This is a genomic window from Butyrivibrio sp. YAB3001, assembly GCF_900112195.1.
In the GTDB taxonomy this organism is placed as follows: Bacteria; Bacillota; Clostridia; order Lachnospirales; family Lachnospiraceae; genus Butyrivibrio.
On record NZ_FOKR01000019.1, the window covers coordinates 20,399 to 35,472 of the forward strand.

10 protein-coding genes are annotated in these 15,074 nt (G+C 38.9%); all 10 read left to right on the forward strand.

Going from position 1 to position 15,074, the window contains the following annotated elements:
* Nucleotides 1–1,158 (forward strand): exonuclease SbcCD subunit D, encoded by a 1,158-nt coding sequence (locus BM086_RS16465; protein WP_092329652.1) that lies wholly within the window; start codon nt 1–3, stop codon nt 1,156–1,158.
* On the forward strand, nt 1,145–4,327 hold the full coding sequence (locus BM086_RS16470; RefSeq protein WP_092329654.1) for an AAA family ATPase: 3,183 nt from the start codon (nt 1,145–1,147) through the stop codon (nt 4,325–4,327). The genes BM086_RS16465 and BM086_RS16470 overlap by 14 nt, the downstream gene beginning before the upstream one ends.
* Nucleotides 4,328–4,461: 134 nt before the next feature.
* A complete protein-coding gene (locus BM086_RS21075) occupies nt 4,462–4,614 on the forward strand; it encodes a hypothetical protein (RefSeq protein ID WP_175560334.1) in 153 nt (50 codons plus the stop codon).
* 79 nt (nt 4,615–4,693) lie between these two features.
* Nucleotides 4,694–5,680, forward strand: coding sequence for a DUF3048 domain-containing protein (locus tag BM086_RS16475; RefSeq protein ID WP_092329656.1), 987 nt, complete (start codon nt 4,694–4,696; stop codon nt 5,678–5,680).
* Nucleotides 5,681–5,933: 253 nt separating this feature from the next.
* Nucleotides 5,934–6,239 (forward strand): STAS domain-containing protein, encoded by a 306-nt coding sequence (locus BM086_RS16480; RefSeq protein ID WP_242952246.1) that lies wholly within the window; start codon nt 5,934–5,936, stop codon nt 6,237–6,239.
* Nucleotides 6,240–6,278: 39 nt separating this feature from the next.
* The gene (locus BM086_RS16485) at nt 6,279–8,894 is read left to right on the forward strand and encodes a GH3 family domain-containing protein (protein WP_092329658.1); all 2,616 of its coding nucleotides are present in this window, start codon (nt 6,279–6,281) and stop codon (nt 8,892–8,894) included.
* An 83-nt stretch (nt 8,895–8,977) separates the two neighbouring features.
* Nucleotides 8,978–10,051, forward strand: coding sequence for an acyltransferase (locus BM086_RS16490; RefSeq protein ID WP_092329660.1), 1,074 nt, complete (start codon nt 8,978–8,980; stop codon nt 10,049–10,051).
* Nucleotides 10,052–10,070: 19 nt separating this feature from the next.
* Nucleotides 10,071–12,155: an ABC transporter ATP-binding protein gene (locus BM086_RS16495; RefSeq protein WP_092329663.1), complete on the forward strand. Its 2,085-nt coding sequence runs from the start codon at nt 10,071–10,073 to the stop codon at nt 12,153–12,155.
* Nucleotides 12,155–13,945 (forward strand): ABC transporter ATP-binding protein, encoded by a 1,791-nt coding sequence (locus tag BM086_RS16500; RefSeq protein WP_092329666.1) that lies wholly within the window; start codon nt 12,155–12,157, stop codon nt 13,943–13,945. The genes BM086_RS16495 and BM086_RS16500 overlap by 1 nt, the downstream gene beginning before the upstream one ends.
* Before the next feature lie 13 nt (nt 13,946–13,958).
* Nucleotides 13,959–15,074 carry a glycosyltransferase family 2 protein gene (locus tag BM086_RS16505; RefSeq protein ID WP_175560335.1) on the forward strand — a complete coding sequence of 372 codons (1,116 nt, stop codon included), beginning with the start codon at nt 13,959–13,961 and terminating at the stop codon, nt 15,072–15,074.

Genomic DNA, 15,074 nt, shown 5'->3' on the forward strand with positions numbered 1-15,074 from the left:
GTGAAATTCATACATTTAGGTGATCTGCACCTTGGGAAATCCCTGGGTGATTTTGATCTTATACAGGACCAGAAATATATCTTGAATGAGATATTGGAACTTATTGATAAAGAGAACGTTGATGCACTATTGATGGCTGGTGATATATATGATAAAGCAGTACCGAGTGAGGCAGCAACAAATCTTTTAGACTGGTTTTTGAGCAGACTTTCCGAAAAAAAGATAAGCACATATATAATCAGTGGAAATCATGATTCGGATGATCGTCTGAATTTTGGAAGCTCGCTTTTTTCCTCTAATAGTATTTATATATCAGCAATATTTGATGGCAAATTACATAAACAGACTTTAAAAAAAGAAACTGAAATTGCAAATATATATCTTTTGCCCTTCGTAAAGGCTTCTCAGGTAAAACACTATTATCCGGAAGCTAAGATTGAGACGTATGATGATGCGGTCCGAACAATAATAGATAATTCGGAAATAGACGAACAAGAGTGTAATATACTGGTGGCCCATCAGTTTGTGGCAGGAAAGGGCGATGATCCTGCTCTTGGCGGTTCAGAATCAGCAGGAACACAGAGTGTTGGTCTTGTTGAGAAAATAAGTTATGACTGTTTCGACAAATTCGATTATGTCGCACTTGGGCATATCCATTCGCCTCAGAGAGTGGGAAGAGATGAGGTCAGATACTCCGGATCTCTGCTCAAATATTCGTTAAGTGAAGCAAATAATGAGAAATCCGTTCCTATAATAACTGTAAATGGCAAAGAAAAAGTTAAGATTGAACTCGTGCCATTAAAGCCAATGCGCGAAATGAGGCATATCAGGGGCAATATTAAAGATCTTTTGGCAAAAGAAAATGTTAAGTCACCGGAAGATTTTATCTATGCGACTCTCACAGATGAAGATATTGTGAATGATGCGATGGGTATATTCCAGCAAATATATCCAAATACTGTAAAAATTGATTATGATAATTCTCATACAAGACAGATTGAGCAGGTAGATATATCTAGAATTGCTGAGAATAAGTCATTTTCCGAGCTTATTGGAGATTTTTACAGGATGGTCTACGGTTGCGAAATCAGTGAAGAAGAAATGGAAATAATGCGAATGGCGGCTCGAGAGGCAGGTGTAGCAAATGAAACCAATTAAACTTATTATAAGTGCTTTTGGACCATATGCAGGGAAAATGCCTGAAATCGACTTTGAAAAATTTGAGGATAAGGGGTTATTTCTGATTTCTGGCGATACAGGAGCCGGAAAGACCACAATTTTTGACGCTGTTTGTTTTGCGCTTTACGGTACAACAAGCGGTGTTTTTCGTGATACCAAAAACCTCAGAAGTGAGTATGCAAAGGATTCAGACGATAGCTTCGTTGATTTTTATTTTTCTCATCAGGGAAAAGAATATCACGTATGGCGACAGCCCGCCTATGAGAGAAGAAAACAGCGCGGAGAAGGCGTCATAACCGAAAAAGAGAAGGCAATTCTTTATACTGAAGGCGAAACTCCAATTGAAGGCATTACGCAGGTTAATAACGCGGTAAAAGAGCTTTTGCATATTGATGATAAACAGTTTAAGCAGATTGCAATGATCGCACAGGGAGAATTCTGGAATCTGTTAAACGCAAAGACTGAGCAGAGAACTGAAATACTCAGAACAATTTTCATGACAAATGGATATAAAAGCATCGAGTACAAACTCAAAGATCGCATGGATAACAGCTATAAGATAAAGACTAAGACAGAAGACAGTATTATCCAATATTTTTGCGATGTATCAGCAGAAGCTGATAGCAGTTTATCTGAAGAACTCACCAATCTGCAGGAAAAAGCACGCAGGTCTTCAAGCGCATGGAATCTTGAAGAAATCCTTGAAATCATAAATAGGGTTGTAGAGGATGATGTGAATAATTTAGATCAACTTCAGAATGAAATAAATGAAGTTGAAAGAAAACTTGAAGAATATAAAAAAGAACTTGCAACTGCGGAAACTAATAATAAATTCATAAGGCGTTTAGCACAACTTCAAGATGAAAAAGAGAAACTTGATTCGGAGAAGGGAAATTTCAAAAAGCTGGAAAGACTGATTGAGAGGCAGCGAAAAGCTACGAGAGAAGTTAATCCAATATATGCAGCTTTGCAAAGTAAAAAAAGAGAAATATTAAAGAACGAAGAACAGCTAAAAAAAGAAAAAGAGCTGTTTGAAAAATCAACGAAGGATTCAAAAGAAGCGCAGGCAAAAGTAATAGAAGCGCAAAAACATGCTCCTGAATCCGAAGAACTAAAAAAACAGATTGATAAGATTACGGATGAAGCGCCTAAATACCAGCAAAGGGAAAAGCTCAGAACAGAGCTAATAAATCTTGAAAAGTCAGAAATAGGGATTTCTGAAGAAGAGAATAATATAAATGTCTGTGAAACTGAGCTTCAAAAACGCATAGATGAGCTTAAAAATCAGATTTCCACGCTTAAAGACAGGCCGGCTGAGCTTATTAAAAATGAGTCTGAATTCGAAAAATTGAGTGATTTAAGAACAGCGCTGGAAACAGTTTTGATGCAAATGGTTCCGGAAAGAGAAGAAAAGATAGCTCTTTTACAAAAGAAACAAAAGGCTTTTCAAAAAGCTTTTGAAAAATATGAAGAGATGTCTGCAAAGCGAATGCAAGCTGAGAAGATTTTAGATGGATGCAGAGCAGGCATACTGGCAAAGAACCTTGAAGAAGGACAAAAGTGCCCTGTATGCGGGTCGACACATCACCCTGAGCTTGCTATGCTGCCAGATGAATCAATATCAGAGGATGAATTTAAGATTCTTCAAAAAGAAGAGGAACGTTTCAGAGAGGAAAAAGCAGATAAAAATACCCTGGCGGAAAAGGCCAAAAGCTCCCTTGAGCAATTTGAGGAACAAATGAGGGTAGCTACACTTGACTGCCTTGAAAATGATCTTCTTTCATTTGATTGTCAGGCTGTGTCACTTGATGAACTAGTGGCTATGGCGCAGGATGCAAGATTACAGGTAAAAGGTAAGCTTGATGAGAATAGTAAAACTCAGATAGCCATCCAAAAAGACTGTATGAAGTTGGAGGAAGATGAAAAGAGCCTTGAAATAGCACAGGGTAAAGAAACGGATGCATTGAAATCCAGGAAAGAAAGTCTTTTGAAGGAAAAAGAGGCTGTTAGCAGTAAAAAAGTAGAATGTATAGCCTTATTAAAATCACTTGATAATTTAAGCTTTGAAAACTGGAAGCTTGCAAAAGAAGAAAAAGACAGACTTTCAGGTGAAGTGAAACGAATTGACGGAAAGATTCAGGAAGCGACGGAAGAAAAAGCTAATACTGACCAGTTAGTAGCTAAACATCAATCTGCAGTTAAAACACTTGAATTTACATTAAATCAGCAGCAAAGTGATGAAGAATCAATAGCCCACAATCTCGATAATATAGTAAAAGAGACTGAATTCCGGGATATTGATGAGGCATTGGAATTTGTAGTGCCTGAAAAAGATATATCTTCAAATGAAAAGACAATTATCGATTTTAATCAATCATTAAATACAAACGAAGTACAGCTTTTGCAGGCTCAAAAGGATGCTGAAGGCAAGAAAATGGTTGATGAAGAAGAGATAAAATCGCTTTGTGATTCTCAAAGTGCAGTTGTTGAAACGGTCAGAAAAAGGGCGAATAATCTCGAAAACAGGATAAGAAATAATACAGAGAAAATGGAGAATATCCGCTCAAGACAGGATGAACTTGAAAAGGCAAGAAAAGAGAACGGAATATGTACACGCCTATATAACCTTGTAAAGGGAACAACAGGTAACGGCAAGATAACTCTTGAGCAGTATATCCAGGCTGCGGGCTTTGACGGTATAATCGCTGCTGCGAACAGACGTCTTTTACCAATGAGCGATGGGCAGTATGAGTTGTTCAGGCAGGCGGATTCTTTAGGGAAAAAGAGTAATAACTTCCTTGATCTTGAAGTGCTCGATAATTATACGGGCCACAGGAGGCCGGTTGGAAATCTTTCAGGTGGAGAGAGTTTTAAAGCGTCTCTTAGCCTTGCACTTGGACTTTCAGACACGGTTTCTTCAAATCTTGGTGGAATCCAGATGGATGCGCTGTTTATTGATGAGGGATTTGGTACACTGGATAGGAAATCTATCGATGGCGCTATGGATATACTCATAAACCTTTCAGGGGCTAATAAACTGGTCGGAATAATCAGCCACAGGGAAGAACTTATGGAGAATATTCCACAACAGATTCGTGTTGAAAAGAAGAAAGATGGAAGCCATATCAGTATTGATCTGGGAGTGTAATTACAGAAACACGCATTTTCTGTGGCTTTCGTGAGAATATGATTCAGGAGCCGGCCAAGCTTTTCGACGTAAGTCGACTTCTATTGGTTTGGTTGCAGATAGCTTGTATAAGAGAATAGCAAGAGGAATTGTTTATGGAAAAACATTCACAGAAAGAATCCGGGAAAAAAGAGATAAAGATTAAGAAAAGTCCGAAAGAAGAGGCCTTAAAGAGGGCTCCGGACGAAGTAATTGCTAAAGCTATTCATGATGCTCTTATAAAAGAACACGATAAAACAAAAAAATAAATTCCTGATAGGGAAAAACAGAAAATATAGTATAATATTTTTGTTGTGTTAAAAAAATGAATTACCAGGAGGAACGGGGATGAAATTAAAAAGTGTTATTGCGATGGCAGCGGGGGTTATCAGCGCTTTTATGCTCTCAACAACTGTATTTGCCGCAACTAATGAACTGACAGGTCTGGATATAGATGATTCTATTGCAAATCAAAGACCGGTAGCAATCATGGTTGATAATGAAAAGAAAGCGCTTAAACATTACGGTACAGGCGAGGCAGATATTGTATATGAGATGATGAACAGCACTGCTAATGGCAGAGTGACAAGACTTATGTGTTTATACAAAGATTGGGCTAATCTACAGCAGACAGGAAGCATCAGAAGTACAAGAACTACAAATGTAATTCTGTCTGACGAATACAATGCTGTACTTATTCATGATGGAGGTCCATTCTATATCAAGACTTATCTGGCACAGCCTTATGCAACACATATTAGTGGCGGATTTACCAGAGTAAAGAACGGAAAGCCAACAGAATTTACAGAGTATGTGTTTGGAAGCGAACTTGTTAAAAGATTCAATAAAGCAAACATTTCTACAAGTTACGTTCAGGCACCTGAGAGAGGAACACATTTTGTGTTCAATGCTGCAGACACAGACCTTATTTCAGATGTAGTTGCAAATAATGTTGATCTTGCAAGCGTATTTACACATAATAGCAGCAAACTGGTCTTTAATGCAGCTACAAGAACTTATGATTACTACGAATACGGCTCACTTCATCAGGATGCTGAAGATGACCAGGTACTCTCATTTAAGAATGTAATCTTGCAGAATGTATCATTCACCCAGCTTGATAAGAATGGTTATCTTACTTATAACGTAATTGGAACAGATAAGGGATACTACATTACAAATGGCAAGGCTATTCCTATTACATGGTCAAAAGCAAGCGAAACGGGAATGACACACTATTACAATGCAGCAGGACAGGAAATAACTGTAAATAAGGGGAAAACCTATATTGGTCTTGTGCCTTCTGATTCATGGGATAAGATGGTGATAAATTAATCGAACAAATACAAATTATACGGTTCTAACAACCTCTGGTGGCTTATAGCTGCCAGAGGTTGTTTTGCGTAATAGTAAATGCATTTATGCTTAGAGTTAGAGTGATGCTATGAAGACGATACATAAGTATACATATTAACAAATATTTTATATTTATTTTATCGATAATTAATCGGGTATGAATGTAAAATATTATTACTAATGTATCGATTGATAATAGGAATTATATTGCATTTTTTACGGAGGATGAACAATGCTTAATACTCAGATGAGTTCCGAAGACGGAATCTTGACAGTAACACTTGAAGGAAGACTTGATGCTCTCACTGCTTCAGATTTTTCTGATGAATTGCAAGATGCTATTGAGGATAAAACAGGACTTATTCTTGATTTTGAAGAGCTTGAGTACATTTCTTCTGCAGGACTTCGTACGGTTCTTGTGGCACAGCAGACACTTGAGGATAAAGGATATGACAACGTTAAGGTAATAAATGCCAATGAGTCAATCAAGGAAATATTCGAAGATACAGGTTTCTCGGATATTATCGATATCGAGTAAGTGCTTTAAGGACTACTTTTTAGAAAAAGGAGAATAGCTATGGCATATGAAGTATCTGTAATTACTCCCTTTCATAACGTTGATATAGATGTATTTAAAAGAGGAATAGAGTCTGTAAAGGCTCAAACAATCGGTTTTGAGAAGATTGAATGGATCATAGTTGTACATAATTCTGATAAAAAGTACCATGACGCTATTCATGAAATGCTTGATGAATACAGCAATGTCAGGATAGAGCCTCTTGATAATAATATTCATACGCCATCCAGCCCCAGAAACAGAGGCCTTGAACTGGCAACCGCGCCATATATTTCATTCCTTGATGGCGACGATCAGTTTACACCGCAGTGCCTTAAAAAAGTACTGTACCACATAAAGAGAACAGCGTCTCAGATAGCGTGGTTCAGGCGTGAATATGAGCTTGAGACACCGGATTCCATACCTATCACTGAAATTGTTTTATGGGATCAGACAAGAGAAGAAATCATCGTAGATAAGGATCATTGGGACGATGAGAAGATGTTCAGCGGAATATGTGGCATGGTTACATCCCGTATCTATTCCAGAGAATTCCTGAAGTCAAATGGAATTAAATTTGATGAGACAGTTCCTTTTGCGGAAGATTATCTTTTTAATCTGGAATGCTATGGACATGCTGAAAAAATATGCTATCTTCCTCAGTTGATCGGATATCACTATTTTATCAATGGAGGATCCCTTGTGCAGTCTAAAGGAAAGAGCGGTGATACTCTTGTCGCGTATGCCAGAGGCTATAAGAAGGTATTTGAAACAGGCTTTTCCTATGGCTTTTATATGAATGCCATAGTTTTGGGACTTTGCTGCGTTTTAGCAAGATTTCTTATATCTTCGGATGAGATAACTCTTGAACAGCGAATTGAGATAAAAGAGCTGCTAGAACCTTTCCTTAGTGTCATGACGCCACTTAAGGTATCTAAGATTTATTCAGAAAAAGCAGTAAAAGAAAGATTTGATTTCCCGAGAGATGTAATTTTAAATCCGGAAAAATACACCAAAAATATCGGCTGGGACAGCCTTGTAAATATCGATATAAGAACAGATGATATTCTTTCGCCTTATCAAATGGTGCTAAGAAGTATTTTGATGAGCAATCAGGACACTGATATGGGAAAAAGATTTGGTTTCTCCGATATCATCACTTTGTCGGGATATCAGGCCAGAGTCCCTGTTTCTAACTATGACTTCTATGAACCGCTTATCAAGCTTCAGACAAATATTGGCGAATCAGGCATCTTTACCTCAAGTAAGATAACTGATTATCTTATCATGACTAATTCCCTTGAAATGAGAAAGCTTTATCCCTGCACAAGAGAGCATATTGAACCTCTGTGTAAGGCCGCCATCAAGAGACTTGAGGGACACATCACCATTCCTCTTTTTGTGAGCATTCCAAGAAAAGAAAAATTTAATGACAATGCCTACAGCAACTCTTGCATGGGTGAAGTTCTTAAGGGCTTGTTTGAATATAACAGGATGAATGCAAATTCCCTTAGTTCTATTTTTACATCTCCGTTTGAGATTCTTTTCCCAAATAATGTAAAAAAGATTTACTACTCAAGGGTATTGTTTGCGCTAAGAGAACGTGATGTTGACCAGATATATGCAGCAAATGCCTGGGATGTAATGGAAATGTTCTCGTTTATTGAAAAGAACTGGAAAAACCTTTGCAATGACATTGAGAAGGGAACAATCACCCAGAGAGATGATATAGAAAGTGAACTCCGAGAAAAACTGGAAAGCTATTGCAAACCGGATGCTGAAAGAGCAAATGAACTCAGGGCAATTTTTGAGCAAGGGTTTGATAAGCCTGTTGCTACTAAGATATGGAATAAGCTTACAACAATTATTGCCGATGGAGAAGGCGTTTATTCCATATATCGTAAAAACATGAAGAGATATACCGGGGATATTGAATTAAAACATAGTCTTTACACCTTCGCCGGTTCACTCATAGGTTCTGATGAAGAGGGGGCATTCAAACTTAGTACAGACAATACTTTTGTTGAATTTTCGCCTGTTGAGAAAGAAAAATCAGGTGATGCTGATGTCCTTCTTGCAAGGGATGTGGAGCCTGGAAAAGATTATGAGATCCTGATAACAACTGCGTCAGGCCTTTACAGGATGAGAACCGGTGAAATCGTCAGAATAAATAAGGTCGAGCAGGAGATTCCATATTTTACCAAAGGTTATCGAAAGGATCAGACAGTCACCATTGGCGGAATAAATATCACAGAAAAAGATTTTGCAGATGCAGTCCTTAAGCTTATCGAAAAGACTGGATTAGACGTCATGGATTATGTATACGGAATAGAGAGAAATGCCTCTACAAGAATAAGAGGACCGGTAGTTTATCTTGAGACAAAGGATGACGTAGATACTGAAAAGATGGGTGAGCTTTTTGATGAGATACTCTGCGACATAAACAAAGATTATGCGTCAGCAAGAGATTCAGGAAAGATTGAGAAAGTAAAGGTTAAAGGCCTTGAGATTGAAACGCAGCTTTTATACAGAGATATTGTAATGAGGCGTACTGGTTACGTACCTGAGATTATCAAGCCGGTAAGATATCTGGACGTTCCGGTAAAAGAGAAATTCTTTAAAGTCAATGTTAAATAAATTGTATTGAAGCCCTGATTGAGTATAGTCAGAAAGACATTTCAGAAACAATCCATCAAATCATCAAAAGTAAGGAGGGAACAATGAAAACAAGAGAAAACGGATTGGATCTGCTAAAGATTATTGCTGCTTTCATGGTTGCATCTGCTCACGTTATGAATAACGGATTAAATGCACTTACGGCGCAATATACGGCAGGCACGCTGGTAAAAGATTTTACCTACTATTTCTACGTTATCTTCAGAATTTTCTGCACATGGTCGGTGCCTCTTTTCATAATGGCATCCGGTGCATTTGTGCTGGCTTCCCCAAAGACAAAGGACTGGAAAAACTTTTATAAAAAAGCGTTTCCAAAGCTTGTCATACCTACAATTGTTTTTTCAATCATTTATACACTGGTTACTCCGACTATTTACTACATTGTAGGAGCGTTTGGAGAAGCCGGAATCATGGGCGCTGTAAAGATGGGAGCCCTGAATCTGGCAAAGGGCATACCGTCTCAGCATATGTGGTATATGTATACCCTTATTGTTATCTATCTCATGGCGCCATTCATCGTTTCTATGCGTGAGATGCTTGGAGAAAAAGCCTTTACGATTGCAACAATCATTCTTGTTATCTGGGGGTGTATTGATAATCTGACAAATCCTCCGGTTCTTTATTGGGATCTTGGATATGCGATCAATACCATGGGAATGTTTATGCTTGGATACGTGGTAAGAGAGCGTGTTAAAGGAAAATCAGATGTGGGAAAAGGTACGCTTATCCTTTTACTTGGAATTGCCACCGGACTTATACAGTTCGCTATTTACGAGGCAACACCTTACGGAAATATTATCAACACTATCTTTGCAGGATGGGTGCCATATAACATTCTAAATATCATAATGGGAGCTTTGTTCTTTGCAGGGATAGCTCTTTTACCAATTAAAAAAGACTTCGGAAAGGGCTCAGCGCTGACCTATTGGGTTTATCTTGCTCACCCATTATTTATCATAGCTTATAATATCGTGGTTGCTAATCTGTTTCATATTGGATTCACAGAGGTGGGAGTATCAGTTCCGTATTTCCTGTTAGCTGATGCTATTGTTTTTATTTCTTCATTCATTCTGGCATTTATCATAGATCTTTGCCAAAACAGGAAAAAGAAAGCATAAGGATATAAAAGGTGAAGGTATGAAGCGGATATTGCAAAATATTATTCCCTACAAGATTGATGTGGCTCTTGTTATTGTCATGCTGGTAATACAGGCTGTGGGCGAACTTATGCTTCCACAGTACACATCGGACATAGTGGATGTAGGAATACAGAATCAGGGTGTTGAACATATTTTGCCATCGGTCATTACTGCAGAAGATTATGGGATTCTGTCGGGATACATGAACGATGATGAAAAAGAAATCTTTAGCCGTTATTTTAAACAAAACGGAAGCAATTACGCAAGAGAATTAAATTCCGTAAAAGAACTTGAGCAGATGGATAGCGAACTTCTTTTACCTGTGATGATGTCTGCAAATGCAATTACTGACAGGGAAACTGCCAAAAACAGCCTCGAACTCATGGGTGAGACCCTTGTGCGCTCAGGGATTGTCAAATATTGCATACAGCTCATGAAGAACGCAGGAGAGGATGTCAATAAGGTCCAGAAGGATTACCTCAAGAAAAAAGGCCTTATGATGATGCTTATAACTATACTGACAGCAATCGACAGTGTACTGGCAGGTCTTTTTGCTGCGCGTGTAGGAGCAGGTGTAGGAAGAGACTTAAGGCAAAAGACCTTTGAGAGCGTAATGAAATTCTCTGCTTCTGAGATAGACCAGTTTTCAAGCTCATCCCTGATCACAAGATGCACAAATGATATCCAGCTTGTTTCACAGACTACAGCGACACTTCTTAGAATGATCATTTATGCGCCGATACTTGGCTTTGGCGGTGTGATAATGGTCATATTAAGCCGCGCAAACATGGGCATTTATATAGCAGTTGCGCTGGCTGTTATTCTCATGACATTGGGAATAATAATGGGAATAGCCCTTCCTAAGATGAGGATAATGCAAAAGAAAGTTGATAACTTAAACCGCGTTTCAAGAGAATTACTGACGGGAATACAGGTTATACGTACTTTTGGAAGAGAAAAGAATGAGGAAAAGCGCTTTGATGCAGTAAACAGTGACCTTCGCGATGTGGTTCTTTTTACAAACAGAACGCTCACTTTTATGATGCCGATAACTTATTTTGTTATGTACGTGATGGAAATCGTCATCATCTGGGTTGCTGCCAAGAGAATTGACCTGGGACAGATGCAGATTGGTGCGCTTATGGCATTTATTACTTATGCTGTGCTCATCGTTACAGCATTTGTGCTGACTACAATGTGGTGTATAACACTTCCAAGAGCCTTTGCTTCCGCTGACAGAATTGCAGAAGTCATAGAGACTAAATGTTCTATCGTAGATAGCGATAAAGTGGCAGATTTACAGGCATCCGAGAGAAAGGGGAAAGTCGAGTTTGATCATGTATCATTCAGGTTTCCGGGAGCAAATGAAGATGTGCTTCATGATATAAACTTTGTCATGAATCCGGGAGAAGTTACAGCAATCATCGGTTCCACAGGTAGTGGTAAATCTGCGCTGGTTTCACTGATTCCAAGACTGTACGATGTTACAGCCGGAAATATAAGGATTGACGGAACTGATATCAGGCAGATGCCCCAGAAGGCCCTTCGTTCAATGATAGGTTTTGTGCCGCAGAAAGGACTTCTTTTTACAGGAACAATTGAAGATAACATACGTTTTGGAAATCCGGATGCAACTTTAGAGGATATCAAAAAAACAGCAAGAATAGCGCAGGCGCAGGAATTTATAGAAAAGAAGCCTGAGGGCTATAATGCAATGATCTCCCAGGGCGGAAAAAATGTTTCAGGAGGCCAGAAACAGAGACTTTCCATAGCAAGAGCTATAGCGGGAAACCATTCAATCTATATTTTTGATGACAGTTTTTCAGCTCTTGATATGAAGACAGATTATATCCTCAGACAGGCTCTTAAGGAAATTACCCAGGATTCATCTATGCTTATCGTAGCCCAGAGAATCAGCACCATTATGAATGCTACGCAGATATTGGTTCTTGATGAAGGTAAGATAGTGGGTAAGGGCACGCATGATGAACTGATGAAGAGCTGTGAAGTTTACAGACAAATCGCAAGATCCCAGATGTCAGATGAGGAACTTGGAAAGATGAGTAAAGGAGGTGCTGTCTGATGGCTGAAAAAAAGACACCTAAGAAAAGCGTATTAGGCTCATTATCAAAGCTTCTTAGATATACCTCCAAGCTAAAAGCAGGATTTATAGTTGTAGCCTTCTTATCAGTACTCTCAACGCTGTTTAGCGTGCTGGGACCAAAGATAATGGGCGTGGCAGTAAATGAGATTGTGTCAGGTATTGGGAAAAAAGTCGCCGGAACGGGCGGAATTGATTTTGATGCAATACTTAAGGTTCTCATAATACTGTTTGTTTTATACATCTTAAGTTGTCTGTTCATCTTTATTCAGAGCTATATGGTCACAGGGATGACGCAGACTCTTTGTTTCGACATAAGAAGAGATATTTCTGAAAAGATAAACAGAATGCCTGTATCTTATTTTGAAAGCAGGCAGGTGGGAGATGTACTCTCGCTTATTACAAATGACGTGGACATATTAAGCACAGGACTTAACCAGTGCGTTATAAGGATTATTACGCCTGTCACTACAATAATCGGTATTGTGATAATGATGCTTACAATTTCACCGCTTCTTACAGGTATCGCATTTCTGATACTGCCTGTATCAGTTGTCTTTATTGGTATGCTTATGGGCGTTTCTCAAAAGCATTATAAGAACCAGCAGGATTACCTGGGGCTGTTAAATGGTCAGATTGAAGAATCTTTTTCCGGACAGCAGGTCATAAGATTATTTGGCAAGGAAAAAGACATTATTTCTGATTTTAAGGAAAAGAATGATATCCTCTACTCCGCGGGCTGGAAGAGCCAGTTTATGGCTGCAACCATGGTTCCTATCATGAATTTTGTGGGAAATCTTGGATATGTTGGAGTAGCTATCATAAGCTGTGCCCTGGTGGTTTCAGGAACTCTTACAATCGGCGATGTACAGGCGTTTATTCAGTATGTAAAGAACTTTACACAGCCAATTCAGCAGATTGCAGAGGTTGTGAACCAGTTACAGGCTATGGCCGCCGCTTCTGACAGAATCTTTGAATTCCTTGAAGAAGAGGATGAAGATATTGAACATGAAAGTCCGGTTGCTGCTTCGGATATCAAGGGAAGTGTTTCCTTTGAAGGTATTTCTTTTGGCTATGACCCGGCAAAGATAATCATCAACAACTTCTCATCTGAGGTTAAGCCCGGACAGAAGATTGCCATTGTAGGCCCTACAGGAGCAGGAAAAACAACTGTTATTAAATTGTTGATGCGCTTCTATGATGTCAATAAGGGCAAGATTCTTCTTGATGGATTTGACCTCAAGGAATATGACAGGAGGAAGTTCAGGCAGGCTATAGGAATGGTCCTTCAGGAGACCTGGCTCTTTAACGGAACTATCATGGAGAACATCAGGTACGGAAGAATAGATGCGACAGATGAGGAAGTAATAGAGGCTGCCAAAGCTGCCAGAGCCCATGGCTTTATAAAAGCTTTGCCGGGCGGTTACAATATGGAGATAAGTGAAGAGGCAGATAATCTCTCTCAGGGACAAAAACAGCTTATAACCATCGCCAGAGCGATTTTATCTGATAGAAAGATAATGATACTTGATGAAGCTACATCCTCGGTTGATACAAGAACAGAACTTCTTATTCAGGAAGCAATGGATCATCTCATGGAAGGAAGAACAAGTTTTATCATTGCTCACAGGTTGTCGACTATCAGAAATGCAGATCTTATCCTTGTTATGAAGGATGGCGATATCATAGAACAGGGTAACCATGAGCAGCTGCTAAAAGCTGACGGATTCTATGCAGATCTTTATAAGTCGCAGTTTGCCCAGGCAGGGTGAAAAAGGAGGAAATATGTACAAAATTTCAGTAATCATGCCCATGTATAATGCAAAAGAATTTGTTGAGTACAGTATTGACAGCATAATTCGTCAGATGCCCGGTGAACTTGAAGTTGTCGTAGTTGATGACAGGTCTACTGATGGAAGTTTTGAGTATGTAAGTGAAAAATACAAGGGAAATGACCAGGTTCAGATAATTCAGCAGGAAAAAAATGGCGGACCGGGAGCCGCAAGAAACAAGGGCATGAAATGCGCAAGGGGAGAATATATTTCTTTTGCAGATAGTGATGATGCCGTAAGAGAAGGTGCATATAAAGCCATGTACGATGCAGCTCTTAAATATGATGCAGAAGTAGTGCATATGACAGGAGCTGTTTACCCTGTGGTTGATGATATTCCTAAGGATCTTACGAAGCTAAATGATGATGAGATTTATTTTGGCGATACTGACAGGGGAGATTTACCAAAAGAGCCTGTTATGCTTGAAAATGACTTAAATGACAGACTTGAGAAGTATTTACTTCATAAGTATCACTGGAATGTCTGGAATAAGCTGTTTAAAAAGGATTTCCTTGAGAAATATGACATAACATTTGTTGATATGAAGATAGCAGAGGATCAGGTTTTCTGCTTCAGCGCACTGTTCCATGCTACAAGATATGTTATAAATCCGGGTAATTACTATATATACAGGATTGCCAATGAATCCCTTTCAAGAGGAGTTAAAAAGCCTGAGCATATGCAGAAATACTTCAAATCCATGTTTGACTGCATTCCTGCAATGAAAAAGGTTACTGAGGATATCGATTTCTTTGAACAAAATCCGGATAAGCGCATGCTGGCAACAGATTACATCTTAGATGTTATTGAGAAAGCATTCGTTGCAGTATGCTATCAGGAACTGGGAAAAGATGCTATCAAGAATAGTGGGGTTATCCGCCAGATTTTTGAGGAATATTTTGGCGAAAACTCATATATGGCAGAATATCTCTTTTACCAGGGGCAGGATAGAAGAGAAGAGGCGCCTGACCTTATTGGAATGGTGAATTCCGTTGAGTTCTGGAGAGAAAGAAAAAGACAGAGCCTTGAGAGTGATAAGAACACTGAAAAGAAGAATGATTGGGATTAA